The sequence below is a fragment of the Pseudomonas sp. 58(2021) genome, from assembly GCF_017491585.1.
Classification (GTDB): domain Bacteria; phylum Pseudomonadota; class Gammaproteobacteria; order Pseudomonadales; family Pseudomonadaceae; genus Aquipseudomonas; species Aquipseudomonas fluorescens_BT.
This window is the reverse complement of sequence record NZ_JAFGYZ010000014.1, coordinates 39,264-64,465: the sequence shown is the minus strand read 5'-3', so window position 1 is coordinate 64,465 and position 25,202 is coordinate 39,264. Positions and strand designations below refer to the sequence as shown.

General features: G+C 60.3%; 22 protein-coding genes. 7 read left to right on the top strand and 15 right to left on the bottom strand.

Translation table 11 applies throughout. The features are described 5' to 3' along the window. Positions 1 to 22: 22 nt before the first annotated feature. The 6 genes from J5M72_RS17670 to J5M72_RS17645 all read right to left on the bottom strand — a co-directional run bounded on the left by J5M72_RS17670 (position 23) and on the right by J5M72_RS17645 (position 5,490). Positions 23 to 331 carry a DUF2282 domain-containing protein gene (locus J5M72_RS17670; RefSeq protein ID WP_207866659.1) on the bottom strand — a complete coding sequence of 103 codons (309 nt, stop codon included), beginning with the start codon at positions 329 to 331 and terminating at the stop codon, positions 23 to 25. A 157-nt stretch (positions 332 to 488) separates the two neighbouring features. Further along, entirely contained in the window at positions 489 to 1,190 is a 702-nt protein-coding gene (locus J5M72_RS17665; protein WP_003222380.1) for an ABC transporter ATP-binding protein, read from the bottom strand. After that, positions 1,191 to 1,958 (bottom strand): high-affinity branched-chain amino acid ABC transporter ATP-binding protein LivG, encoded by a 768-nt coding sequence (gene livG, locus J5M72_RS17660; protein ID WP_007969480.1) that lies wholly within the window; start codon positions 1,956 to 1,958, stop codon positions 1,191 to 1,193. Further along, on the bottom strand, positions 1,955 to 3,211 hold the full coding sequence (locus J5M72_RS17655; RefSeq protein WP_207866658.1) for a high-affinity branched-chain amino acid ABC transporter permease LivM: 1,257 nt from the start codon (positions 3,209 to 3,211) through the stop codon (positions 1,955 to 1,957). Before J5M72_RS17655 ends, livG begins: the two co-directional genes overlap by 4 nt. Further along, positions 3,208 to 4,131 carry a high-affinity branched-chain amino acid ABC transporter permease LivH gene (gene livH / locus J5M72_RS17650; RefSeq protein WP_169429164.1) on the bottom strand — a complete coding sequence of 308 codons (924 nt, stop codon included), beginning with the start codon at positions 4,129 to 4,131 and terminating at the stop codon, positions 3,208 to 3,210. Before livH ends, J5M72_RS17655 begins: the two co-directional genes overlap by 4 nt. 231 nt (positions 4,132 to 4,362) lie before the next feature. Then, positions 4,363 to 5,490, bottom strand: coding sequence for a branched-chain amino acid ABC transporter substrate-binding protein (locus J5M72_RS17645; RefSeq protein ID WP_169429165.1), 1,128 nt, complete (start codon positions 5,488 to 5,490; stop codon positions 4,363 to 4,365). A 352-nt stretch (positions 5,491 to 5,842) separates the two neighbouring features. Between J5M72_RS17645 and J5M72_RS17640 the strand changes: the two genes are divergently transcribed. Beyond that, entirely contained in the window at positions 5,843 to 6,148 is a 306-nt protein-coding gene (locus J5M72_RS17640; RefSeq protein WP_169429166.1) for a DUF2288 domain-containing protein, read from the top strand. Between the two features lie 311 nt (positions 6,149 to 6,459). On the opposite strand, the gene J5M72_RS17635 is transcribed toward J5M72_RS17640, so the two are convergent. Continuing rightward, a complete protein-coding gene (locus J5M72_RS17635; protein ID WP_207866657.1) occupies positions 6,460 to 8,661 on the bottom strand; it encodes a hypothetical protein in 2,202 nt (733 codons plus the stop codon). Between the two features lie 196 nt (positions 8,662 to 8,857). On the opposite strand from J5M72_RS17635, the gene J5M72_RS17630 reads away from it, so the two are divergent. Next, positions 8,858 to 9,754 (top strand): NAD(P)-dependent oxidoreductase, encoded by an 897-nt coding sequence (locus J5M72_RS17630; RefSeq protein WP_207866656.1) that lies wholly within the window; start codon positions 8,858 to 8,860, stop codon positions 9,752 to 9,754. On the opposite strand, the gene J5M72_RS17625 is transcribed toward J5M72_RS17630, so the two are convergent. Together J5M72_RS17625 and J5M72_RS17620 are read right to left on the bottom strand one after the other, a co-directional pair. Beyond that, a complete protein-coding gene (locus J5M72_RS17625) occupies positions 9,645 to 11,927 on the bottom strand; it encodes a bifunctional diguanylate cyclase/phosphodiesterase (RefSeq protein WP_207866655.1) in 2,283 nt (760 codons plus the stop codon). The two genes, J5M72_RS17630 and J5M72_RS17625, sit on opposite strands and share 110 nt — an antisense overlap. A 148-nt stretch (positions 11,928 to 12,075) precedes the next feature. Continuing rightward, positions 12,076 to 12,429: a YkgJ family cysteine cluster protein gene (locus J5M72_RS17620; RefSeq protein WP_169432602.1), complete on the bottom strand. Its 354-nt coding sequence runs from the start codon at positions 12,427 to 12,429 to the stop codon at positions 12,076 to 12,078. Positions 12,430 to 12,731: 302 nt separating this feature from the next. Between J5M72_RS17620 and J5M72_RS17615 the strand changes: the two genes are divergently transcribed. Next, positions 12,732 to 14,081, top strand: coding sequence for an MFS transporter (locus tag J5M72_RS17615; protein ID WP_207866654.1), 1,350 nt, complete (start codon positions 12,732 to 12,734; stop codon positions 14,079 to 14,081). A gap of 181 nt (positions 14,082 to 14,262) precedes the next feature. Here J5M72_RS17615 and rapA read toward each other — a convergent pair whose 3' ends face one another. Next, the gene (rapA, locus tag J5M72_RS17610) at positions 14,263 to 17,109 is read right to left on the bottom strand and encodes an RNA polymerase-associated protein RapA (protein WP_207866653.1); all 2,847 of its coding nucleotides are present in this window, start codon (positions 17,107 to 17,109) and stop codon (positions 14,263 to 14,265) included. A gap of 241 nt (positions 17,110 to 17,350) precedes the next feature. Here rapA and J5M72_RS17605 point away from each other — a divergent pair, with 241 nt between their 5' ends. Further along, positions 17,351 to 17,692 (top strand): aspartate-semialdehyde dehydrogenase, encoded by a 342-nt coding sequence (locus J5M72_RS17605; RefSeq protein ID WP_096819497.1) that lies wholly within the window; start codon positions 17,351 to 17,353, stop codon positions 17,690 to 17,692. Here the strand turns inward: J5M72_RS17605 and J5M72_RS17600 are convergent. The 3 genes from J5M72_RS17600 to J5M72_RS17590 form a co-directional block, all read right to left on the bottom strand. Beyond that, complete coding sequence (locus J5M72_RS17600; protein ID WP_207866652.1) at positions 17,662 to 18,873, bottom strand: aminotransferase class V-fold PLP-dependent enzyme; 1,212 nt, start codon at positions 18,871 to 18,873, stop codon at positions 17,662 to 17,664. The two genes, J5M72_RS17605 and J5M72_RS17600, sit on opposite strands and share 31 nt — an antisense overlap. Then, complete coding sequence (locus tag J5M72_RS17595; protein ID WP_207866651.1) at positions 18,870 to 19,340, bottom strand: RidA family protein; 471 nt, start codon at positions 19,338 to 19,340, stop codon at positions 18,870 to 18,872. The genes J5M72_RS17600 and J5M72_RS17595 overlap by 4 nt, the downstream gene beginning before the upstream one ends. Positions 19,341 to 19,428: 88 nt before the next feature. Continuing rightward, positions 19,429 to 20,295, bottom strand: coding sequence for a LysR substrate-binding domain-containing protein (locus J5M72_RS17590; RefSeq protein WP_207866650.1), 867 nt, complete (start codon positions 20,293 to 20,295; stop codon positions 19,429 to 19,431). A 185-nt stretch (positions 20,296 to 20,480) separates the two neighbouring features. Here J5M72_RS17590 and J5M72_RS17585 point away from each other — a divergent pair, with 185 nt between their 5' ends. Beyond that, positions 20,481 to 20,642, top strand: a complete 162-nt coding sequence (locus J5M72_RS17585) for a hypothetical protein (protein WP_167443762.1) — start codon at positions 20,481 to 20,483, stop codon at positions 20,640 to 20,642. A gap of 146 nt (positions 20,643 to 20,788) precedes the next feature. After that, entirely contained in the window at positions 20,789 to 20,905 is a 117-nt protein-coding gene (gene ccoM / locus J5M72_RS29180) for a cytochrome c oxidase subunit CcoM (RefSeq protein ID WP_007959205.1), read from the top strand. 567 nt (positions 20,906 to 21,472) lie between these two features. On the opposite strand, the gene J5M72_RS17580 is transcribed toward ccoM, so the two are convergent. Further along, positions 21,473 to 22,948, bottom strand: coding sequence for an inorganic phosphate transporter (locus tag J5M72_RS17580; RefSeq protein WP_085712967.1), 1,476 nt, complete (start codon positions 22,946 to 22,948; stop codon positions 21,473 to 21,475). A gap of 375 nt (positions 22,949 to 23,323) precedes the next feature. Further along, positions 23,324 to 23,524, bottom strand: a complete 201-nt coding sequence (locus J5M72_RS17575) for a hypothetical protein (RefSeq protein WP_007957826.1) — start codon at positions 23,522 to 23,524, stop codon at positions 23,324 to 23,326. 642 nt (positions 23,525 to 24,166) lie between these two features. On the opposite strand from J5M72_RS17575, the gene pcaR reads away from it, so the two are divergent. Beyond that, positions 24,167 to 25,009 carry a pca regulon transcriptional regulator PcaR gene (gene pcaR / locus J5M72_RS17570; protein WP_207866649.1) on the top strand — a complete coding sequence of 281 codons (843 nt, stop codon included), beginning with the start codon at positions 24,167 to 24,169 and terminating at the stop codon, positions 25,007 to 25,009. Positions 25,010 to 25,202 lie beyond the last annotated feature (193 nt).

The following is a 25,202-nucleotide window of genomic DNA, read 5'->3' as shown; positions in this document are numbered from 1 at the left end:
CGACACTCGGGCAGCCTCCGGATCAGGACTTGGCCTTGAAGGCTTCCATCTGACCGAAACCGGTCGGCGAGGTTTTGCTTTCGGTGGTGGCGCAGGTGCCTTTTGGAACGAACTTCCAGGCGTTGCCCTGGTAATCCATTTTCGCCGTGCCTGCGCAGGTGGTGCCGGCGCCGGCGGCGCAGTCGTTATGACCTTTCATGGCCACGCCGAAGCATTTTTCCATGTTGCTGTTGTCGGCAGCCTGGACGGACGAAACGGCGGCCATGCTCAGGGCGGAACCAAGGGCCAGAACCAGGGCGGTGGCGGACAGGGTGCGGGTGGTAGCAGTCATGATGTTTCTCCGGTTTGAACTTGGGTTGGAACAAGCGATGTGCGCTTGCTTACCCCACTAGAGAAACGACCTGGCGATACGTTACAGCGATCGCGAAAACAATTTTAAAAGCGCAAAAAAAACGGCCCGAAGGCCGTTTTCTGTTTAACGCGATCGATCAACCGCCGAGGTACGCCTCGCGCACTTTCGGGTCGGTCAGCAGCGCTTCACCGGTGCCTTGCATCACCACTCGGCCGTTCTCCAGAACGTACGCACGGTCAGCGATTTTCAGCGCCTGGTTGGCGTTCTGTTCGACCAGGAACACCGTCACACCGTCCTTGCGCAGCTGTTCGATGATGTCGAAGATCTGCTGGATGATGATCGGTGCCAAGCCCAGCGACGGCTCGTCGAGCAGCAACAGTTTCGGCTTGCTCATCAGCGCACGGCCGATGGCGAGCATTTGCTGTTCGCCGCCGGACATGGTGCCGCCGCGCTGGTTGAAGCGTTCTTTCAGGCGTGGGAAAAGTCCGAGAACCTTGTCCATCTGTTCCTGATAGTCGCCCTTGTCGGTGAAAAAACCGCCCATGGACAGGTTTTCTTCGACGGTCAGGCGGGCAAACACCCGACGACCTTCCGGCACTACGGCGATGCTCTTGCGCATGATCTGCGACGAGTCCTGGCCGACCAGTTCCTCACCCATGTAGCGGATGCTGCCGCTGTGGGCCTGCGGCGAACCGCAGAGCGTCATCAGCAGCGTGGACTTGCCGGCACCGTTGGCGCCGATCAGGGTCACGATCTCGCCCTGGCGGACTTCGACGTTGACGCTGTGCAGGGCCTGGATCTTGCCGTAGAAGGTGGAAACGTTTTCGAACTGCAGCATTTACGCTTCCCCCAGGTAGGCTTTGATCACTTCAGGATTGTCGCGGATCTGTTCCGGCGTACCGTCGGCCAGAGGCGTCCCCTGGTTGATCACGACGATGTGGTCGGAAATGCTCATGACCAGTTTCATGTCGTGTTCGATCAGCAGCACGGTGACGTTGTGCTCTTCACGCAGCACGCTGATCAGCGCCTTGAGGTCTTCGGTTTCCTTCGGGTTCAGACCGGCGGCCGGTTCGTCGAGCATGAGGATCCGCGGACGGGTCATCATGCAGCGGGCAATTTCCAGGCGACGTTGCTGACCATACGCCAGAGTGCCGGCGGTACGGTTGGCGAACTCCTTGAGGTTGACCTTTTCCAGCCAGTATTCGGCGTACTCCATGGCCTCGCGCTCGCTCTTGCGAAACGCCGGGGTCTTGAACAGGCCGGACAGGAAGTTGGTATTCAGGTGACGGTGCTGGGCGATCAACAGGTTCTCGACTGCCGTCATGTCCTTGAACAACCGCACGTTCTGGAAGGTGCGCACCACGCCCTTGAGGGCGATCTTGTGCCCCGGCAGGCCCTGGATCGGCTCGCCGTCCAGCAGGATGCTGCCGCCCGACGGCTGATAGAAACCGGTCAGGCAGTTGAACACGGTGGTCTTGCCCGCGCCGTTCGGCCCGATCAGTGCCACCACTTGTTTTTCCTTGACGGTCAGGGCCACGCCATTGACCGCCAGCAGACCGCCGAAGCGCATGCTCAGGTTTTCGACTTTAAGGATCTCGCGGCTCATTTTCGCAACTCCATGTGTGGGCGTTGCATCGGCAGCAGACCTTGTGGACGCCAGATCATCATCAACACCATCAGGGCACCGAACATCAACATGCGGTACTCGCTGAACTCACGCATCATTTCCGGCAACAGGATCATCACCACGGCCGCAAGAATCACGCCCAGTTGCGAGCCCATGCCACCCAGCACCACGATGGCGAGGATGATCGCCGACTCGATGAAGGTGAACGATTCCGGCGTCACCAGCCCCTGACGGGCAGCGAAGAAGCTGCCGGCGAAACCGGCGAAGCTCGCACCCAGGGTGAACGCCGACAGCTTGATCACGGTCGGGTTGAGACCCAGCGCGCGGCAGGCGATTTCATCTTCACGCAGCGCTTCCCACGCACGGCCGATCGGCATGCGCAGCAGGCGGTTGATGATGAACAGTGCGGCCAGCGCCAGCAGCAGGGCAACCAGGTAGAGGAAAATCACCTTGTTGATCGAATTGTATTCCAGGCCGAAATACTCGTGGAAGGTTTGCAGGCCTTCCGCGGCCTTGCGTTCGAAGGTCAGGCCGAAGAACGTCGGTTTCTCGATGTTGCTGATCCCGTTCGGACCACCGGTGATGTCGGTCAGGTTGCGCAGGAACAGACGGATGATTTCCCCGAAACCGAGGGTCACGATCGCCAGGTAGTCACCGCGCAGACGCAAGACCGGGAAGCCGAGCAGGAAGCCGAACGTTGCCGACATCAGGCCGGCGATCGGCAGGCAGATCCAGAAGCTCAGGCCGTAGTAGTGCGACAGCAGCGCGTAGCTGTAGGCACCGACGGCGTAGAAGCCGACATAACCCAGGTCAAGCAGACCGGCCAGACCGACCACGATGTTCAGGCCCAGGCCGAGCATCACGTAGATCAGGATCAGCGTCGCGATGTCCACCGCACCACGGGAGCCGAAGAACGGCCACACCAGTGCACCGAGGATCAGCGCAATGATGATGTAGCGCTGAGTGGTCGGCAGGGTCAGGAAGTTGCTGGCCTTGGCCGGAATCAGCGGCATGCCCGGCGACGAACGCCACGCCTTGCTGATCTGCTGGTTGAACAGCACCCGCAGGAACATCAGCACCGAGCAGATGGCGATGGTCGCCAGAATGGCCGGGCTGGTGTTGTGCACTTCCAGGTTGATGCCGACGATGGTCAGTTTCAGACCCAGTACCGGATAGGCCACGGCCCAGACCAGCAAGGCGCTGAACAGCGCCTGTTTAAGATTCCTGTTCATACTTTCTCAACCTCCGGACGGCCCAGAATGCCGGTCGGACGGAACAACAGCACCAGAACCAACAAGCCGAAAGCCACGACGTCCTTGTACTGGTCGCCGAAGATATCGGCACCAAAGGCTTCCGCCACCCCGAGCACCAACCCGCCGAGCATGGCGCCGGGGATGCTGCCGATACCGCCCAGTACCGCGGCGGTGAAGGCCTTGAGGCCGACGAGGAAACCGGCGTTCGGGTTGATCACGCCGTACTGCATGCTCAGCAGTACCGCAGCGACAGCCGCCAGCGCGGCACCGATGACGAAGGTCAGGGCGATGATGTTGTTGGTGTTGATGCCCAGCAGGTTGGCCATCTTGATGTCTTCGGCGCAGGCGCGGCAGGCACGACCCAGGCGAGAGCGGGAGATGAACATGGTCAGGCCGAGCATGGCGACCAGGGTCACCACGAACACTACGATTTGCATGTAGGAAATCAGCACTTCATGTGCGCCACCTGGCCCGATGGAGAAGTTTCCGGGGATCAGGTTGGGAATGGATTTGTCCTTGGAGTCTTGCGCCAGCAGAACCGTGTTCTGCAGGAAGATCGACATACCGATCGCGGAAATCAGCGGGATCAGACGGTTGCTGCCGCGCAGGGGGCGGTAGGCGATCCGTTCGATGCTGTAACCGTAGGAACTGGTGACGACGATACTGGCGATGAACGCCGCGGTCATCAACAGCGGGACATTGTCGAGTCCCATCATGGCCAGCCCGGCGATGGCGATGAACGCCACGTAGGAACCGATCATGTACACCTCGCCGTGGGCGAAGTTGATCATTCCAATGATGCCGTAAACCATCGTATAGCCGATGGCGATCAGGGCATACGTGCTGCCAATGGTCAGACCATTAACCAGCTGCTGGAAGAAGTGATAGATGTCAGGCATTACAGCGCTCCTAAAAACCTGATACGCATTTCACTGGTGGAGTCATTTTCCCGCCCGGCCCCGTGGATCTCTATCCACTTCGAATCCGGGTTTTGCCAGCGAACCGCTGATGACGGTTTTGAGATTTTCAGGTGGGGAGACTGGCGGATCACGCCAGCGCGGCCCAATACATTCGTAAAACAAAGCCCACGGCACGCCGTGGGCTTTATTGGCAGTCAGTCAGGCAGCGCCTTACTGAGGCGACACTTCGGTTTTAGGTTTGCCGAAGTGCCACTGGTAGACCACGAACTTGAAGTCCTTCAGGTCGCCCTTGGCGTCGAAGCTCAGGTCGCCGGTAGGGGTCTTGAAGGTGCCGGCGTGAATGGCAGCCGCCACTTTCGCAGGGTCTTCGGATTTGGCCGCGCTGATACCACCGGCAATCACTTCAACTGCCGAGTAGGACGGGAACACGAACGGGCCGCTCGGGTCTTCTTTCTTGGCCTTGAATGCATCAGCCAGCGCAACGTTGGCCGGATCCTGGTCGAAGGACTTCGGCAGGGTCACCAGCAGGCCTTCGGACGCGTCCTTGGCAATCTGCGAGATAGAGTCGTTACCCACGCCTTCCGGCCCCATGAACTTGGCTTTCAGGCCTTTTTCCTCGGACTGACGCAGGATCAGGCCCAGCTCCGGGTGGTAGCCGCCGTAGTAGACGAAGTCGACGTTGGCTTGCTTGAGCTTGGAGATCATCGAAGAGAAGTCCTTGTCGCCGGCGTTGACGCCTTCGAACACGGCGACTTTCACGCCTTTCTTCTCCAGGGTTGCCTTGACGGCGGTGGCGATGCCTTCGCCGTATTGCTGCTTGTCGTGCAGGACAGCAACGATTTTCGGCTTCACGTGATCGGCGATGTAGTTACCGGCGGCAGGGCCCTGGGCGCTGTCCAGACCGATGGTGCGGAAGACCATCTTGTAACCACGGTTGGTGATGTCCGGGCTGGTGGCAGCCGGGGTGATCATGATCACGCCTTCGTCTTCGTAGATGTCCGAAGCAGGCTGGGTGGAGCTGGAGCACAGGTGACCGACCACGAACTTGACGCCGTCGTTGACGACCTTGTTCGCTACCGCTACCGCTTGTTTTGGATCGCAGGCGTCATCGTATTCAACGGCTTCGAGTTTCTTGCCGTCGACGCCGCCCTTGGCGTTGATCTGCTCGATGGCCATTTTGGCGCCACTGAACTGCATGTCGCCGTACTGGGCTACTGGACCGGTTTTAGGGCCGGCGATACCGATCTTGATGGTGTCAGCTGCGAACGAATGGCTGGCCGCCCCGGCCAGTACCATAGCGGCAAACAGTTTGGAAATCTGCTTAGTAGCCTTAGTCATAGTGCTCCACTCTTACTGTTGTATTTTTTTAGAGTCCTGGCGCCGTAGCAACAGAACCGGGCTGGATATCTTCGCGATACCTTCCGGAAATGCCCCCGGCAACTGTACCGGTACAGTGTAGAGCGCCGGTTGTTGGCCTGGGAAGCTGGCGCCAAGGGGCAAAACCTGAGGGTGTCGCTTTAATGAAAGAAAAAGACAGAATTGCGGCGGGTCTTTCAGAGGGCTTATGCCTCAATCATCAGCATTCCTTGGCTTTCCTGCGCTTTTCGTTCGGTACAGCCTTTTGCTACCGGGTTTTTCTGCCGGACCACCGACGTTATCATTCGCGCCGATTTCTTTTCCGGACAGTCCCATGAATCAAGAACCTAGCACCCTCTATGCCAAGCTGCTTGGTGAAACCGCATCTATTACCTGGAAGGAGCTGGAGCGCTTCTACGCCCAGGGTGCCCTATTGTGGGTCGACGGCGACCTGGATTTGATCGCCGTCGCCGAAGCCGTGGCCTCGGATCAAGGCGAGAAAGTCGCTGCCTGGCTGGCCGAAGACAAGGTCGCGAAGCTTTCTGAAACGCGGGCGCTGGATATTTTCGAACGTGATCCGCAGATGTGGGCGGTGGTGGTACGGCCGTGGATTCTGGTCCAGGAAAGGGCGTCGGTCTGAAGGGTTGCACCTTATTGGTGCGAGCAAGTGCCGGAAAAAAGTGTGTAGCCGAGTAGCGTGATGGCACGTTGCCGTAGAGAAACGCCACAAGCGCAGGTGGCATAACGGTGACGTAAACGTAACGGGCACAGTTTAGTAAGCAGCCTAACGGCTGCTTAATTGTTTCGGGATGTTGGAAAAGCCTGAAATCTTCAGTGAATTTCAGGACCCCTTCGCGAGCAAGCCCGCTCCCACAGGGGAACGCATTCCCAATGTGGGAGCGGCGGTGCGACGATTCGACTTGCTCGCGAATGGAGCGACTCGGATCTGGATCAGACCGAGTAAGTCTTGCCGGTATGGTTATTGAGCGAAATAACCTTGGTCTTGCCGATCCGGTGACGATAGATCTCGCGCAGGTACTTGATCGACTTCTTCACGCAGTCTCGCGACAGACGAATGTCGTTGATCGAGACAAACTTCTCTTTGTCGTTGATCAGCTCGCGGTACTTCTTCTCGTACATCGGCTTGATCGCGTACCAGTTGGTATCGAGGATCTTCGCCGGGTTCTCGAACTCGTTGAGCAGGTCGTCGATGCGCGCTTCGTCGAATTCCTCATTGATGATGAAGTCGAGGATCGAGTTGTCGAGGGTTTCGTCGAAACGGTACGGGGTCTTCGCGAAGCAACGCTTGATGAACGCCACGATCAGGGTCAGGAAGTCGTCCGACAGGCACGGGCTCTTGGCGATCAGGGTGGTCAGCGACAGGTTGGCCGATGCACCGATCACCAGCGCGTAGCGCTTGAGCGTGGTGTTGGGGAACAGGCTGTTGAGGTGAGTCTTCAACCGGTTCAGGTCCATGTACGACAGCTTGTAGTCTTTCGGCAGCGAGACGATCGAGACCACCGACGAGCAGTTCTTGAAAAAGTGCAGGTCGTGCAGCGCGGCGGCGTCGTAGCCGGAATTCTTGTACTGCTCAAGCGACGCGCGGTAGCGCTTGGATTCGATCGGCAGCAGGCTGATGCCTTCGATGGCCTGAGTGACCTTGTTGAAGTGCGGCAGATCGATCGAGCGGAAGAACAGGTCGTCGATGTTCAGGCGCTGCGGTTCTTTGTCGAACACCTTGAACTTGTCGCTGCTCGGTGGCGGCGTTTCCGGCACCACGGATTCTGCGTAGGCAATCGCCACCGGGCCGGCCAGACTCATGAACAGGTCGTTGGCGTCCAGGCGAATGGTCTCGCCGATGTCGATGCCGGCGCGACGGAAATAGTTCTGGTCGTAGTCGGTCGTGACCGCCTGGGCCGTCAGAATGTTGAAGATCTGCTGCGAGATGTACTGGTTGGCGTGCTTCTCCATCGCATTGACATCAATGTTCTGGATGTTGCCGTCATCGCTCTCTTCGGCGTAACGCATGATGTCGTTGGAAATCAGCATCATCGCGTTCCATGGGCGGATACGGCCCATGACGCTGGCTTCGCTGCTGTCTTCGTTGGCGAAGTTGTACGAGAAATCCCATTCTTCCGACAGGTATTTGCACAGCAGGCGACCGGCGTTGATGTGCAGCGCCTCGGACATTTCGCTGCGGTGGTCGGAAATGTTCGGCAGCACGCAGATGCCGCTGGTGAAGATCGGTTCGAACACGAACGAATGACCGCTCTTGCCGTCATGCTCGTCCATCGGCTTGGTGTCGAACGTCTTGTTCATGTACGAGTGCTGCTGGGCCAGGCCGAATTCCGAGGCCATGCCCGAGCCGGTACCGCCGCCGGCACTGAAGATCGAGAAATACAGGCGCGACTGGTTGGCCTTGATGCCGCAGCTGTCGATCAGGTACGAGTGGATCATTTTCCAGTCAGGGCTGGAGAAACGCTGGGTGTCCTTGTTGAGGATGATCTTCGCCAGGTACTGGCCGAGGATCGGCGCGTTACCGGCGCCACCGGCGTGGACTTCGGACAAGTCCATGATCTTCATTTTGCTGTAGTCGCGCAGGAAGCCGCTTTTTTCGCCCTTGCGCGAGAAACGGATGCGCCCGGCGATGTCCTTGTCGAGGTCGCCGAGCATCACCAGCGGCTCGACCAGGAACACTGGCTTGGTCGACTTGTTCGTGCCGATCCGCAGGTTCTGCTTGATCCACTGGGCCGGGCTGTAGCCTTTGTCGGAGGCCAGACGACGGTCGGCCGCGCGGTCTTCATTGTTGAATTCGTTGAGGTAGAACTTGCGCGCGTTGTACACCAGCTCCGCCACGTCGAGGGCGATGTTGGAACCGCAGCGACCGAGGCCGATCAGGCACACCGACGGGAATTCCTGGTCGTTGTGCTGCTCGTTGTCACCTTCCAGGTGCGGCGGACGCGGGAACACCAGATCACGCAGGCCGTCGAGGTTGTCGAGGATGCGGTCAGTGTTGGTTTCGGTGAAGTACAGGTATTGCTGGGTGCCCAGCGGGCGCGAGGGTGGCAATGGCTTCATCGGGGTGGGGCTGTTCGCTGCAGGACTCAGGGTCAGATCGGATACCGCAGTGGCCGGATTATTTTTAGAGGTCATTGTGCGCCATGTACCTGGACTGGTTGGTTCGGCGACCGCTGTCGTCGAGCCTCACGGAATGGGATCTCGCGTCTTTTTGCTGCGCGTATTTGGCCCGTGCGTCAGGGTCTTTGCCTGTGTGTCGCACGGGGGAATCCTTTCCTGATTGATGATGGATCGGCCATTATTCGGCGATCTTTAATCAAAAGGAGGCTAAATGATGTCAACGCGACCTTCGTTGGGGTTTGCCGGAATCGGGCTGATGGGCCTGCCGATGTGCCGGCGTCTGCTGGCCGCCGGTTATCCGCTGACCGTGTGGAACCGCAACCCGGCCAAGTGCGCGCCGCTGGTCGAGGCGGGTGCCCGGCAAGTCGCAACCCCGGCCGAACTGTGCGGGCACGCCGACGTGGTGATGCTCTGTCTGGCGGACACGGCGGTGGTGCGCGAGGTGGTGTTCGGCCCGACCGGCGTGGCTGAAGGGGCGAAACCCGGTCAGTTGCTGGTGGATTTTTCCAGCCTCGAACCCACTGCCACCCGTGAGATGGCAGCTGAGCTTGCCGGCAAGACAGGCATGGCCTGGCTCGATTCGCCGGTGTCTGGCGGGGTGGCCGGGGCCGAGGCCGGCAGTCTGGCGATCATGGTCGGCGGTGATGAAGCGGATCTTGATCGCGTACGCCCGGTTTTGCTCGCCCTCGGGCAACGCGTCACACACATGGGCGGTGTCGGCGCCGGTCAGGTGACCAAGGCCTGCAATCAGATGATCGTCGCCTGCAATGCTTTGGTGATCGCCGAAGTGGTGGCGCTGGCCGAACAGGCCGGGGTCGATGCCAGTCTGATCGCCGAAGCGCTGGCCGGTGGCTTTGCCGATTCCAGACCGTTGCAGATCCTCGCCCCGCAAATGGCCGAAAGCCGTTTCGAGCCGGTGAAGTGGCACGTGCGCACGCTGCTGAAAGATCTGGATACCGCAGTGAAGTTTTCCCGGGAAACCGGTTCGGCCACGCCGATCAGCGGATTGGCCGCACAACTGATGCGCCTGCATGGGGCGCAGGGCTTTTTGGAGAAAGATCCATCGACGCTGGTGCAAATGTTCCGCGGGCCAGAGACAACGGATTGACCGCGTGGGGGTGTTTGCGCTGATTGATTTCTTCGAGGACCGGGCGCAGTTCTTCCAGCGGCACCGGGCGGCTGAGCAGGTAACCCTGAATGAAGTCGCACCCGGAGCGCTCGAGGAATTCGTATTGCTCCAGGCTTTCCACGCCTTCGGTGACCACTTGCAAGTGCAGGGTGTGAGCCATGACGATGATCGCCTGGACGATCTCCATGTCGGCGGTGGCCTTGGGTATGTCGAGGATGAACGAACGGTCGACTTTCAAGGTGTTGAGCGGCAGACGCTTGAGGTAGGCGAGCGACGAATAGCCGGTACCAAAATCATCGATCGACAGCGATACCCCGAGGGCGCGGATCTGCCGCAACAGCACCAGCGTATTGGCGATGTTGCCCATCAGGGCGTTCTCGGTCACTTCCAGCTCCAGCCGTTCGGGGGCGACCCCGGCGCTGCGCAAGGCCCGTTCGATTTCGTTGGCCAGTTCTTCCCGGGCCAGGTTCAGCGGTGAGCAGTTCCAGGCGATTTTCAGTTCGTCGCAACCATGGCGCGACAGTTCGCCAAGGTCTTCACAGGCCTTGCGCAGCACCCAGTTGTCGAGCTCGGCGATCAGGCCATTGTTTTCCGCAATGGCGATAAAACGGTCCGGAGTCAGCAGGCCGTGCACCGGGTGTTGCCAGCGAATCAGCGCTTCGAGCTTGGTGACCTTGCCGGTCTTCAATTCGAAGATCGGCTGGTAATACAGAATCAGCCCGTTTTCTTCGCGCAGGGCATGGCGCAATTCTTCTTCCAGTTGCAGTTCCTGGCTGGCGCGGTTTTTCAGGTTGCAGTCGAAGAAGTGCACGCCGTTGCGCCCGGCCCCCTTGGATTGGTACAGCGCCAGGTCCGCGTGCTTGAGCAGTTCCTCGCAAGTGGTGCCGTCCTCGGGAAACAGGCTGATGCCGATGCTGGTGGTCATCACCATGCGTCGTCCGGCCAGTTCGATCGGCTCTTTCATCTTGAGCATGATGCGCTGGGCCAGGTTGCGAGCCTCCTCGCGGTCCCGCAGGCCGATGAGGATGCAGAACTCATCGCCGCCGAAACGCGCGACCACGTCTTCGTGGCCGCGCACCGAGCCCTTGATGTGCTGGGCGATGACTTTGAGCAACTGGTCGCCGGCGTCATGACCGAGGCTGTCATTGATGCGCTTGAAGTGGTCGATGTCGAGAAACATCACCGCGAGCATGCCGCCCTCGGTGGATTTCTGGCTGAGTTTTTCGGCAAAGATCTGGTTGAAACCGCGACGGTTGATCAGGTTGGTCAGGGCATCGTAATTGGCCGCCTGCTGCAGCGACACGCGCGCCTGATCGAGCTGGCTGAGCAGCATGTTGACCCGGCGCAGGTCATCCTCCTTGTTCTGTAGTTTCTTGTCGGCCAGGGCGGCGCTGATGGCGCTGCCGAGGATCAGCAGGGTGATGAAGGCAACGGTGAGCCCCAGTTGCAGATGGTTGGTCTCGGCCTTGAGGGTAGGGATGTTTCCCTCCGGCAACATCAGGTTCAGCGCTGCCATGGCCGTGAAATGCATGCTGATGATGCCGGCGCCGAGAATCAGGGCGGCCACGTACTTGAGCATCTGGATGTGCAGACCGCTGCCTTCGCGCAAATACCCGGCCACCCACAGCGCGGCGAAACTGGCCGCGATGGCGATCACGATCGACAGGATGAACAGGATGGGATCGTAGTAGGCGCTGGCCGCCGACTGCATGGCGGCCATGCCGACGTAATGCATGCCGGCGATGCCCAGGCCGATGACAATGGCGGTCTTGAGGTATTGCAGCAGGCTGGGCTGTGGCTCGCTCAGGGTGTGCATCGCCAGCCAGGACGCCAGCAAGGCGATCAGCAGGGAGAACAGGGTGATGGCGAGGTCGTACTGGATGTCGATCGGAGTCTGGAACGCCAGCATGCTGATGAAATGCATGGCCCAGATGCCGCCGGCCAGGCAGGTGGCGCCGATCCAGCGCCAGAGCCTGCGCGATCCGAGGTCTTCGGCATGGCCGACGCGTTCCGCCATGTCGAGTGTGGCAAAACTCGCGGCGCACGCCACCAGATAGGCGATCAGCACCAGCAAGGGATTGTGTGTGCAATTGAGAATGATCTGCCCGCTGTGCGGCAGCTCGGCAACAAACTGCAAACCAAGCCACTCCATAGCATGCCCCGTCTCTGAGTGCTTCCTTACTGCGTCATGAACGCAGGCGAATGAATGCAGTATAGAGGCCGATTTCGGGGCGCAAGCCGTAGTGGCATATTGGTTCTAATGATTTTGGCATGAGCGCCATAGCGATTGGTGCTAAGGCTCAGGCGACCTCGTTCCAGTGCGGTTGCAACGGCGGCAGGCCGAAGCGGGCACGGGCCTTGTCGCAATCGGTGTTCTGCTCGCCGTTTTCCCACGACGCCTCGAACTCGCGGCAGGGGCTTGAGCGCTTGTCGTAGATCGTGCAACTCACCGCCTTTCCGACTTCGCCCTCCAGCGCGGTGCAGCGCGGCGCCTTGCGGTCGGTACCGATCATGGCGACCCGGCTGGGTGTGATCTGGGTGACCAGCTCATCGGGCACGGTCCCGCCGGAGGATGCGCATTCACCCCAGAAAAATGACACACGAAAATGGGAACAGCAGGCACCGCAATTCAGACACGGACTGACATCGGACATGGGAGGGGCATCAAAGGGATTGATCGGCAGGATCCGGACGGATCCGGCGGCCATTCTAGGCTTTGCCACGGCGTTGGGAAGGGGGGCGCGAAAGTATTTTTTCATTGCCGGATTTTTCCGCAAAACCCCCGGTTTTCGGGGGATTCGAGCCTTTTCAAGGGCTTACGTTTCGTTACAGTGCCATGGCTCCCTATCAGGCTGGCGAATGATCACAGACAGCCCCGACGAGCGTGACTAGATTGCAGGTTCCGGGCTCGAATGCGTCGGCAGTGAAGCCCCATAACAATAAAAGAGACGGACCCATGCAGAACTCGACCCAAGCGGCGAATGCCTGGCGCATTCTGTTCCTGTTGTTCCTCGCCAACCTGTTCAACTTCTTCGATCGCACCATTCCGGCGATCATCATCGAGCCGATCCGCATGGAATGGCACCTCAGCGACTTTCAGCTGGGGATCGTCGGCACCGCATTCACCATCGTTTATGCCATTGCCGGTCTGCCCTTGGGGCGCATGGCCGACACTGGCTCGCGCAGCAAATTGATGGGCTGGGGGTTGGCCACCTGGAGCGCGCTGACGGCGGTCAACGGCCTGGTGGGCAGCTTCTGGAGTTTTCTGCTGGTGCGCATGGGCATCGGCATCGGCGAGGCCAGTTACGCACCGGCGGCCAACTCGCTGATCGGTGACCTGTTCCCGGCCCACCGTCGGGCGCGGGCCATGGGCATCTTCATGCTGGGCCTGCCGTTGGGGCTGCTGCTGGCGTTTTTCACCATCGGCGCGATGGTCAAGGCGTTCGACAGCTGGCGCGCGCCGTTCTTCATCGCCGCGGTGCCGGGGCTGCTGCTGGCGGTGTTCATGTTTTTTATCAAAGAACCCAAGCGCGGCGCGGCAGAAACCGTGCAGGTGTCGCAAGAGAAGGTCGACAAGCCGATTCGCCGGGTGCTGGCGGTGCCGACGTTTCTGTGGCTGGTGATGGCCGGGTTGTGCTTCAACTTTGCGACGTATGCCTGCAACTCGTTTCTGGTGCCGATGCTGCAGCGCTATTTCCTGATGCCGTTGCAGGAGGCGGCGGTGGCCACCGGGCTGATCGTCGGCGTGACCGGTCTGATCGGCCTGACCCTCGGCGGCTGGATCGCCGACAAGATCCACCAGCGCGTGGCCAGCGGCCGGTTGCTGTTTGCAGCGTTCAGCCTGATTGTCTCCACCGTGTGCACGGCCTGGGCGCTGCATGCGGGACGGATCGAGATCGGTGTGTTTGTCGCGCTGTTCAGTGTCGGCTGGCTGTTTGCCTACAACTTCTACACCTGTGTCTACACGGCGATTCAGGACGTGGTCGAACCACGACTGCGGGCCACGGCGATGGCGCTGTTCTTTGCCGGGTTGTATTTGCTGGGCGGAGGTTTGGGGCCAGTGGTGGTGGGCGGTTTGTCGGATCACTTTGCCAAGTCGGCCATGATTTCGGCGGGTGCCGAACAGATGACCGAGGCATTCAAGGCTGTCGGCCTGCATGATGCGATGTACCTGATTCCGGTGGCGCTGTTCTTTACGATGGTGTTTCTGTTTCTGGCGTCGCGGTGTTTTGTGCGGGATGCGAAGCGGATGAAGGAGGGGATGGTGGCGGTGGTTGAGCCAGAGGGCTCAGCGGTGACTGCATGACCGCCTTCGCGAGCAAGCCCGCTCCCACATTCGACCGCATTTCCTCCTGAAGGAAACCGGCCAACTGTGGGAGCGGGCTTGCTCGCGAAGAGGCAATCAGCAGCGCAGCATAAATAGCCGACAAACAAAAAGGCCCGCATCGCTGCGGGCCTTTTCATGTGTGGCGATGGAGCAGGGCGGTTTAACCCGCCACCAGCACCCGGATCGCTTCCAGTCGCAGCGCTGCCTTGTCGAGCATGGCCAGGCCTTGCTCGCGCTGTTTGCGCAGGGCAACCAGTTCGCTGTCGCGCACGGTCGGGTTGACTGCTTGCAGGGCGGTCAGGCGCGCCAGCTCTTCGTCGGTGTCCGCTGCCAGACGGCGGCGGGCCTCGGCCACGCGCTCGGCGTGACGCGGAGTGACCTTGTCTTCACCAGCGTTGATCCGCGGCGTCAGTTGATCGCGCTGGGCCTGAATGAACTTGTTGGCGCTGGCGCGCGGTACGCTCTCCAGTTGATCGTTCAGGGTCTCGAAGGCCACGCGCGACGACAGGTCGTTGCCGTTGGCATCGAGCAGGCAGCGCAGGGCGGCCGGCGGCAGGTAACGGCCCAGTTGCAGCGAACGCGGAGCCACCACTTCGCTGACGTACAGCAGTTCCAGCAAGACGGTGCCCGGCTTCAACGCCTTGTTCTTGATCAGCGCGACAGCGGTGTTGCCCATCGAACCGGACAGCACCAGATCCATGCCACCCTGCACCATCGGGTGTTCCCAGGTGATGAACTGCATGTCTTCGCGCGACAGCGCCTGGTTGCGGTCGTAGGTGATGGTCACGCCTTCGTCGTCGCCCAGCGGGAAACTGGCGTCGAGCATCTTCTCGCTCGGCTTGAGGATCAGGGCGTTTTCCGAATGGTCTTCGCTGTCGATGCCGAACGCGTCGAACAGGGTTTCCATGTAGATCGGCAGGGCGAACTGGTCGTCCTGTTCCAGAATTGCCTCGACCAGTGCTTCACCTTCGCCGGCGCCACCGGAGTTCAGCTCCAGCAGGCGGTCGCGACCGGTGTGCAGCTCGGCTTCCAGACGCTCGCGCTCGGTGCGCGCTTCGTCGATCAGCGCTTGCCACTCGCCGTCGTCGGCTTCTTCGAGCAGCGGCAGCAGGCGCGGGCCGAACTGGTGCTGCAAGGCGTTGCCGGTCGGGCAGGTGTTGAGGAACGCGTTCAGCGCTTCGTGATACCACTGGAACAGACGCTCTTGCGGGCTGGTTTCCAGGTACGGGACGTGCAGTTCGATGATGTGCTTCTGGCCGATCCGGTCCAGACGACCGATGCGCTGTTCCAGCAGGTCCGGATGGGACGGCAGATCGAACAGCACCAGGTGGTGAGCGAACTGGAAGTTGCGACCCTCACTGCCGATTTCCGAGCAGATCAGCACCTGCGCGCCGAACTCTTCATCGGCGAAGTAGGCGGCAGCGCGGTCACGCTCGAGGATGTTCATGCCTTCATGGAACACCGTGGCCGGGATGCCGGAGCGCACGCGCAGCGCGTCTTCCAGGTCCATCGCGGTTTCGGCGTGGGCGCAGATCACCAGCACTTTGGTGCGCTTGAGCATTTTCAGCTGGTCGATCAGCCACTCGACACGCGGGTCGAATTTCCACCAGCGTTCTTCTTCGCTGGCGTCCGGCTGGGACTGGAAGCTGACTTCCGGGTACAGCTCGGCGTGATCGCCCAGTGGCAGTTCGAGGTATTCGTCCGGGCACGGCAACGGGTACGGGTGCAGCTTGCGCTCCGGGAAACCCTGCACGGCGGCGCGGGTGTTGCGAAACAGCACGCGGCCTGTGCCGTGACGGTCGAGCAGTTCACGCACGAGGCGGGCGCTGGCTTCGGTGTCGCCATCGTTGACGGCGGTGAGCAGGGCTTCGCCTTCGTTGCCGAGGAAACCGTGGATGGTCTTGTGCGCTTCGGCCGAGAGACGGCCCTTGTCCAGCAGCTCCTGAACGGCTTCGGCCACCGGGCGATAGTTTTCGCTTTCGGCGCGGAAGGCCGCCAGGTCATGGAAGCGGTTGGGGTCGAGCAGGCGCAGACGGGCGAAGTGGCTGTCCTGGCCCAGTTGTTCCGGGGTAGCGGTGAGCAGCAGCACGCCCGGGATGGTTTCAGCCAGTTGTTCGACCAGCGAGTATTCCGGGCTGACCTTGTCTTCGTGCCACACCAGGTGGTGCGCTTCGTCGACCACCATCAGGTCCCAGCCGGCGGCGAACAGCGCGTCCTGGGCCTTTTCGTCTTCAACCAGCCATTCCAGCGCCACCAGGGCCAGCTGGGTGTCTTCGAACGGGTTGGAGGCATCGCTTTCGATGAAGCGTTCTTCGTCGAACAGCGCGACCTGCAGGTTGAAACGGCGGCGCATTTCCACCAGCCATTGGTGCTGGAGGTTTTCCGGCACCAGGATCAGCACGCGATTGGCACGGCCGGAAAGCAATTGGCGATGGATTACCAGACCGGCTTCGATGGTCTTGCCCAGACCCACTTCGTCCGCCAGCAATACGCGCGGCGCGATGCGATCAGCGACTTCACGGGCAATGTGCAACTGGTGGGCGATGGGTTGTGCGCGCACGCCGCCCAGGCCCCAGAGCGCGGATTGCAACTGGCGGCTGGTGTGTTCCAGGGTGTGGTAGCGCAGGGAGAACCACGCCAGCGGGTCGATCTGGCCGGCGAACAGACGGTCGCTGGCCAGGCGGAACTGGATGAAGTTCGACAGCTGGGTTTCTGGCAGGGTGACAGCTTCGTTCTCGGCATTCAGACCGTGATAGACGAGCAGGCCATCGGCATCCTCGACTTCGCGCACGGTCATCTTCCAGCCTTCGAAGTGGGTGATGGAGTCGCCCGGCGAGAATCGCACGCGGGTCAGGGGCGCATTCCTTAGCGCGTACTGGCGGGTTTCGCCAGTGGCCGGGTAAAGCACGGTCAACAAGCGGCCGTCCTGTGCCAGAACGGTGCCTAAACCAAGCTCTGCTTCGCTGTCACTGATCCAGCGTTGCCCCGGTTGATACTGCTGCGCCATGCTGCCTGACTCCCACCTTGAAAAAGCGGGCTATCTTAACGGAATGAGGCCCTGAGGCCAAAGGATTAGGCGTCGCGTGGGGCTATTAAATGCCGACGGCCAACGGAAGGAAGATTAGGTCATGTGTCGGTTTCACGAGCGCTGGCGGCACGAATGAGTGCCAACCCGGTCACAAGTTTTCGACCGATGGCTCAAGGCCCCGATGCCGCAGCCGATAGCCTGCTGACAGGAGACCCTTCATATGTTGCCACCGATGCTCCCCCTGAGCGCCGTGCCGATCACATCCCAACAGGACCCGATCCGCCAGCGGCCGGACATTCCCCCGGTGGTGCCGGTGCAGGAAAGCTCCAACGAAAGCACCATCGACCTGCAAAAGCGCGATCCGGAAGAGGACGGTTATCTGCTGCGCGAAGAGCAGCGCCGCCAGCAGGAGCGTGATCGTCGCCGCCGTGAAGCCGACGACGACCCCGAAGCGCACCTCGCCGTTCCTGGCACCGAACTCAATGCCGACAATACCGTACCGGTGGTGCCGCTGATGGAAGACCAGCCGCGTCAGGGCCTGTGGGTCGACATCGAGATCTGAGGCTGGGCGGCCAACTCAGCCAGATTCGTCAGCAATACTTCGATTTCTTCTTCGGTATTCAGATAGCTCACCGACACCCGCGCAATGTTCACCAGCCCACGCGCCTGCATGTCCAGCGGCGTGTAGGCCACGCCATTGGCGCCGATGTTGATTCGCCGCTCGGCCAACGTCTGCTTCAGCGCCACACTGTCCCAGCCTTCAAGCGTGAAGGCGATCAGCCCGGATTGTTGATTGGCCGCTCCGAGATCCCGCAGCGTCAGGCCGGGAATCGCCCTCAGGCGTTGGCGCAATCCACTGCTCAGTTGTTCGATGCGCCGGCGGACGGGGATCGCGCCGAGGCGGTTGTACTCTTCCAGCGCATTGGCCATCCCGGCCAGCAGCGCCAGCGACACTTCACTGGTTTCAAAGCGACGGGCGTCGTCGCGCAGGGTAAAGCGCTTGCCATCCCATGGCGCCGACAGTACATCGCGTTGCACGGGGAGCAACCGTTGCAGGAATTGCGGCCGGATGTACATCAACGCCGTGCCGCGCGGCCCGCGCAGGAACTTGCGCCCGGCACCCTTCAGCACGTCGCACTGCAAGACCTGGACATCGCAGGGCAACTGCCCCAGCGCCTGACCGGCGTCAATGAAATAAGGGATGCCGTGACCCCGCGCCACGCTGCCGATCTGCGCGGCGGGGTTGATCAGACCGCCGTTGGCCGGTAGCCAGGTCAGGGCGATCAGTCGCACCTGGCCGTCGATCATCTGCGCCAGGGCTTGCGGGTCGACTGCACCGTGGGCGTCACAAGGAATCACTTCGAGCCGCGCGCCGGCCTTCACCGCTTCGGCCATGCACGCCAGATTGCCGGCCCATTCATGGCGTCCGACCAGAATCCGTTCGCCGGGCTGCCACGGCCCCAGTGCGTTGAACGCCTGACTCCAGGCCGCCGAGCCGCTGCTGGCAAAGGCGATGTCCTCGGGCTGGGCATTGAGCAGGGTGGCTGCGGCTGCTCGTGCGCGTTCCTGCACTTGAATGTCGGCCATCTCCATCGGCCCGCCGAGCGCTTCGCGTTGCAACTGTTCGATCACCGCGTCGAGAGTGGCCTGGCTCGGCAAGGAAGCGCCGGAGTGGTTGAAGTGGATCAACTGAGCGCAGCCGGGTGTGGCGGTGCGCAGACGCAGGATGTCGTCGATGTTCACGGCTTGAGCTCGAAGATCGCGTCGATTTCCACTGCAACGCCGGCCGGCAGGCTCGACACGCCGACCGCGGTGCGCACGTGCCGGCCCTTGTCGCCGAGGGCGTTGACCAGCAGGTTCGAGGCGCCGTTGGCGACGACGCCCTGAGCCTTGAAGTCCGGTGTGGCGGCCACGAATACCCCGAGGCGCAGGATGCGCACCAGTTTCGACAGGTCATCGCCCAGTGCATGGCTCAACTGGGCGAGCAGTCCCAGGGCAGCCAGTTCAGCGGCTTTAACTCCTTCTTCATCGGAGATTGCTTCGCCCAGTCGCCCAATGAAGGCAGGTTTGCCGTCGAGCAATGGAATCTGCCCGGAGATGAACAGCTGATTTTGACTGACCACATGGTTGACGTAGTTGGCGATCGGCTGGCTCGGTTCGGACAGGCGCAGGCCGAGTTGTTGCACACGTTGGCTGAGGGAATTGGTCATGGGAAGTCCTCCTGAGTGAGGGCTTCAGCATGTTGGCGCGAGCGAAGGGCGACAAACGGATAGATTTAATCCGACGCATCCAAAAAACTCATGCGTTCGCGGTGTCCTCCAGCCATTGGCAGAAACATTGCGCTGCCGGCGTGAGCGGTCGTTGCGGGGTGACCAGCCAATAACCGATCTCGCCGAGCATTGGCGGCGTGTCGAAGGCCGGCACCAAGGCGCCTTCCTTGAAACGCCGTTCGATCATTCGTTGGCGCCCCATGGCAATGCCCTGGCCGGCAACGGCCGCTTCGACGACGATGTTGTAGTCGTGGAGCATGACGCTGGGCACATGAGCCAGATCGATGCCGCTGTGTTGCTGCCAGTCCATCCATTCGAACGGCTGGTGCGACTTGGCCATCAGCAACGGCCCGTTGTTCACGCCCTTGGCCTTGAAGGCCGGGCTGCACACTGGCGTCAGGGTTTCGCCCATGAACCGCCGGGCCTCGACTTTCGCCCAACCACCCTTGCCGTAGCGGATCGCCAGATCCACCTCGCCAGCGTCGACATCGGCCAGTTGCACGGCGGGCAGCAGCTCGACATGGATGTTCGGGTATTTCGCGTTGAAATCCGCCAGACGCGGTGCCAGCCACAGGGTGGCGAAGGAGGCGAGCAGACCGATGTGCAGGGTGGTGGGGCGCTCGCCGCGCAGTTCGTGGGTGGCGGCGGCAATCGCGGCAAGGGCCGGTTCGATCTGTCGGTAGTATTGTTCGCCGGCCGGCGTCAGATCGATCGCCCGGGTGCGGCGCACGAACAGTCGCTGATCGAGGAATTCTTCAAGTTTGTGCACCTGATGGCTGATCGCGCTTTGGGTCACCGACAGCTCATCGGCAGCCTTGATGAAGCTCAAATGGCGGGCCACGGCCTCAAAGGCGCGCAAGGCCATCAGCGGTGGCAGATCCTGATGCAGGGGCACGGCGCAGATCCTTCGGGTTCAGGGCGAGGCGCCGATTGTGCGGGTAAATCCGGTGGGCGGTACATGAATTGTTGTAGAGCGTTCAGGTCAGTGGCTGGTCAGCGCCTGCGCCAGGCCGCATTATTGGCGCAGTCCTGTCGGTGTTCCGGCAGTTGTGATTCAGTCCAAGCGATGCACCGAACGCCATGAGCCAAGACGACAAACTGATCGACCTCAGCACCGAACGCGCCAAGCGGGTTCACGACCTCAACGAAAAACGCCTGAATGAAGTGCGCAAGGCATTCGAACAGGCCATGCCGTTGGGAAAACCGAAGAAAAAGTCGAAAAACAAACCGAAAAAGCGCTGATCTCCCTCTGCATCCGTTGATGCAGGTCAGTTATTTCCCTTTCTTTCCTCCGCACCTTGACCGGCATTGATCCCGGTCAATTTCTGCGCCTGCCCGATTGGTTAACTTGGTTCCATCGCAGCAAAGCAGGGGCCAGGAGGCCAGTCATGTTTTTCGATAACGTGGTGTTTGCCGGGGTTCTGACGGTGGGGCTCATGGTTCTGTTTTTTGCAGGGTTTGGATTTTTTATCTGGAAGGATGCGAACAAGCGCAAGAAGCCTTGATTCTTCCGGGTTTGATGAGCACGCAAGGCATTTTGGGCAACTTCGGTTGCCCTTTTTTTTTGTGTCTTGGCGGCCTTTGGGCCGACCATGCTTTGGGTTGTTTTGGGTGAATATCCGTTGCTTCGGGTGCTGCGGCTGGCGGTTCCGCCCTTACGGCGGCTCACTTTTTCAAACGCCAAAAAGTAAGCAAAAGGCTTGGCCCCTGCGTTCGGCACCTCGCTTTGGCTCGGCGTTCCTTCGTTCCGGGATTCATCCGGGGGCATCGCCTACGGTTTGCTTCGCTGCACCTCCTCTCGATGCATGCGGCTTCGCCGCACGGTCGCTGCGCTCCCACCCCCGGATCAATCCCTCCACTCAGCCTTCCGATGGGGCCGGCACGTCAAGAGCGGTACTCGAGCTAACGCTCATCGTGTTGAGTGGTGAGGAGCGGAAAGCGGACTGCTTTTGCTTTGATCGTTCCCACGCTCTGCGTGGGAATGCAGCCCTGGACGCTCCGCGTTCCATTTCTGAAGGCAACAAAAAAGGCGTGATCCTTTCGAATCACGCCTTTTTCTTTACAGCGGTCTATCAGCTACCCAGTGCCTTCGACGCCAGCCAGAACAGGCCGGCCGACAGGGCCACGGTGGCAGGCAGGGTCAGGACCCAGGCCAGCAGGATGGTTTTCACCGTGCCGCCTTGCAGGCCGCTTTTGTTGGCGACCATGGTGCCGGCCACGCCCGAGGACAGAACGTGGGTGGTGGACACCGGCAGGCTGAAGATGTTGGCCAGGCCGATCATGCTCGCTGCGGTGATCTGCGCCGACATGCCCTGGGCATAGGTCATGCCTTGCTTGCCGATTTTCTCGCCGATGGTCAGGACCACGCGTTTCCAGCCGATCATGGTGCCCAGACCCAGGGCCAGGGCAACCGCCAGAATCACCCAGAACGGGGCGTATTCGGTCGTGGTGGTCAGGTCTTTGCGCAGCTTGTCCAGGTCAGCCTTTTCACGAGCCTCAAGGCCCGGGAGTTTGGCCACTTTCTTCGCGGTATCGTCCAGGCAGAGCAGGTAGCGGCGCACTTCGATGCGGCTCTCCGCCGGCAGCGAGTGGTAATCCGATACACCTTTGAGCGTGTGGAGCAGGGCGGAAATGGTCGGTTCGGTCTGCTGCGGATTGCAGCGGAATTTTTCCGGCAGGTCGCCTTCGACACTTTTGCCCAGGGCCAGGAATTCGCCGAGGGTGGCGGCGTTGCGCTGGTAGAACTGGCTCAGGTGCAGGGTCGCATCGCGAGTACGTTCGATCTGATAGGTGGTGCTGTTCAGGTCGAGCACGAACTGCGCAGGCACGATACCGATCAGGACCAGCATGATCAGGCCGATGCCTTTCTGACCATCGTTGGAGCCGTGTACGAAGCTCATGGCCATGGCGGACATCACCAGGACCAGGCGATTCCAGAAAGGTGGATGCTTCTTGTCGTCGATCTTGCGGCGCTGTTCCGGAGTCTTGTGCATTTTCGACAGCGGACGCCACCATTTCAAGCCGATCAGCACCAGTGCGGCCACCAGGAAGCCAGCCATTGGCGAGAACACCAGCGAAGCACCGATATCGATCGCTTTCTGCCAGTTCACGCCATCACCCAGCGGAATGTCGTTGATCAGGGCATTGGCCAGGCCGACACCGAGGATCGAACCGATCAGGGTGTGGGAGCTGGAGGCCGGGATACCGAAGTACCAGGTGCCCAGGTTCCAGGCGATGGCGGCGGCGAGCAGCGAGAACACCATTGCCAGACCATGGCCGGTGTTCACGTTGATCAACAGTTCTACCGGCAGCAGGTGAACGATGGCATACGCCACGCCAACGCCGCCCAGCAATACGCCGAGGAAGTTGAACACGCCCGAGAAGAACACCGCCAGGTGAGGCGGCATCGCTTTGGTGTAGATAACAGTGGCTACCGCGTTAGCGGTGTCATGAAATCCATTGATGAACTCGAAGGCGAGGACAAATGTCAGGGCGAGCAGGAGGCTCACAAGCACCCAGGCATCCAGTCCGCTGAATAAATCGATCATGAAGGTTTTCTGACCCGGTCATAAGGGGGCGCGATTATGCCAGAAAAGACTGGAAATCGATCCCCTACCTGCTCATCGGTAACATTCTTCAACGAATTAATTTGTATCAGGGCGCATTACCCGAGCTTTTCGCGGGGTTTTACAAGGTATTGATTCAATTGATAAAAATGCGAAGCACCGGCTTCTTGGCCGGTGTGCGGGAGGGTGCAGAAGCTTGTATGAAATATCTGAGAAACGTGCCTGACATGCTCCAAACCTGTGCAATACAGGGGAGTTGGCCGCTGCCCGCGGGTAGCGGGCGCGCAAGGCATCGTCAGCCCACCGTGCTTGTAACCCGGTGAGTACGTTTACCCTCGAAAGATGCAAAGGACGGCGTCAAGGCTCTTCGGCTTTGAGTTCCTCTTCCATTTTTTTCAGTTCTTGCTGGAAGACCTGATCCTGAACGGTAGGGCGTTTACGCCAGGCTTTGCGTTCCGGTTCGGGCTGGGCGGCGTAGGTGGTGACTTCCCCGCCGTAAACTTCCTTGTAACGTTGTTCCTGGCGCTCAAGTTCCGCGCGCAGTTCGTCTTTCGTCACAGTGCTACCTGTATGAGTTGAGATAAATGTCTGGTGAAACGCACTGCAACGAATCGATTGAACCGGTTCGCCAACTGGCTGCTGCCAAGGCTGGCGGCAGTGTAATCGGCAGGAGGATCAAGACTTCCATGTTACAGGCGGCTACGGCACCAGATTAAAACTGACGCAGCATCAGTTTCCTGTTTCAGCGAGCGCGCTGGCGGTGCATGGGTGATGGTCATCAGGCGCTGGCCGGGGCCGAAGGCAATGGACATTGCTTCGGCAAATGGCGTCGACGGCAAATAAAAGTACGGCGCCACTGAGATGCATTATAGCGGCCGAATCGGGATTGACTATCTTTGCCAAGTTAAAAACGGTTCCGGATGTGTGATTGTTTTGTGACTCGCAACTTTTACCGGTAGTTGCATCGTGGTTGCCGGGTGTTGTGTTTCTGGCGCCATTTAGCCGAACAACTAAGAGGGCAGGCGCATGAAAGATAGCGAGTTGAAAACTGCGTCAAGCCGCTTCCGTTCTGAGCCAAACGAGGGTTTGCGATTATCGGTCGATGGTTCGATAATCGCCCAATGTTGGCGATCTGCTGCTTGTGCATTTACTCGCGAGCCGCTTGTATAGCCGTCGATCCGTACAGGAAAAGGACCTGACATGAACGATCAAATGCGCAATTCCTTTACATCGGTGGCGCCACCGATCGTTGCCTCTGCGGCCAAACGTATCGAGGCCATGACCGGCGATCCGGATTTCATGACCTCCCTGGCCCGTGGGCTGGCGGTGGTGCAGGCCTTTCAGGAACGCAAGCGTCATCTGACCATCGCCCAGATCAGCCACCGTACGGAAATCCCTCGCGCCGCCGTGCGCCGTTGCCTGCATACCCTGATCAAACTCGGTTACGCCACCACCGACGGTCGTACTTATTCGTTGCTGCCCAAAGTGCTGACCCTCGGTCATGCCTATCTCTCTTCGACGCCGCTTGCAGTCTCCGCACAGCCGTACCTCGACCGCATGAGCGAACAACTGCACGAGGCCTGCAACATGGCTACGCTGGAGGGTGACGACATTCTTTACATCGCCCGTTCGGCCACCACCCAGCGCCTGATTTCGGTGGATCTGTCAGTGGGCGGACGTTTGCCGGCGTACTGCACGTCCATGGGCCGGATCCTGCTGGCGGCACTGGACGACACGTCGCTGCGCGAATACCTCGACCATGCCGAACTGGTGGCCAAGACCAGCCGTACGCTGCACACCCCCGAGTCCTTGCTCAAGTGTCTGCAGGAAGTGCGGCAGCAAGGCTGGTGCATCGTCGATCAGGAACTCGAACAAGGCCTGCGTTCGATTGCGGTGCCGGTGTACGACGCCTCCGGCCAGGTGGTGGCGGCGCTCAACGTCAGCACTCACGCCGGCCGCGTCAGCCGTACCGAGCTGGAACAGCGCTTTCTGCCGGGCTTGTTGAGTGCCAGCCGTGACCTCAGTGCGCAGTTGTTCACCTGATGAAGCTGTTCGATAAACGCACAGAGTTGCGTTTATCGAATTGACGCTAAAACCCCCGGATCATTAATGTCGCGGCAGCGTCATCCGGCGCTGTTGTGAATGAGCCCGCCGGATCGTCGACTCCCATAATAATGACAAGAGGCAACTTCCCATGCGCACGTTCCCCGACTGTCGCCGCTCCTGTTCCTGTTGC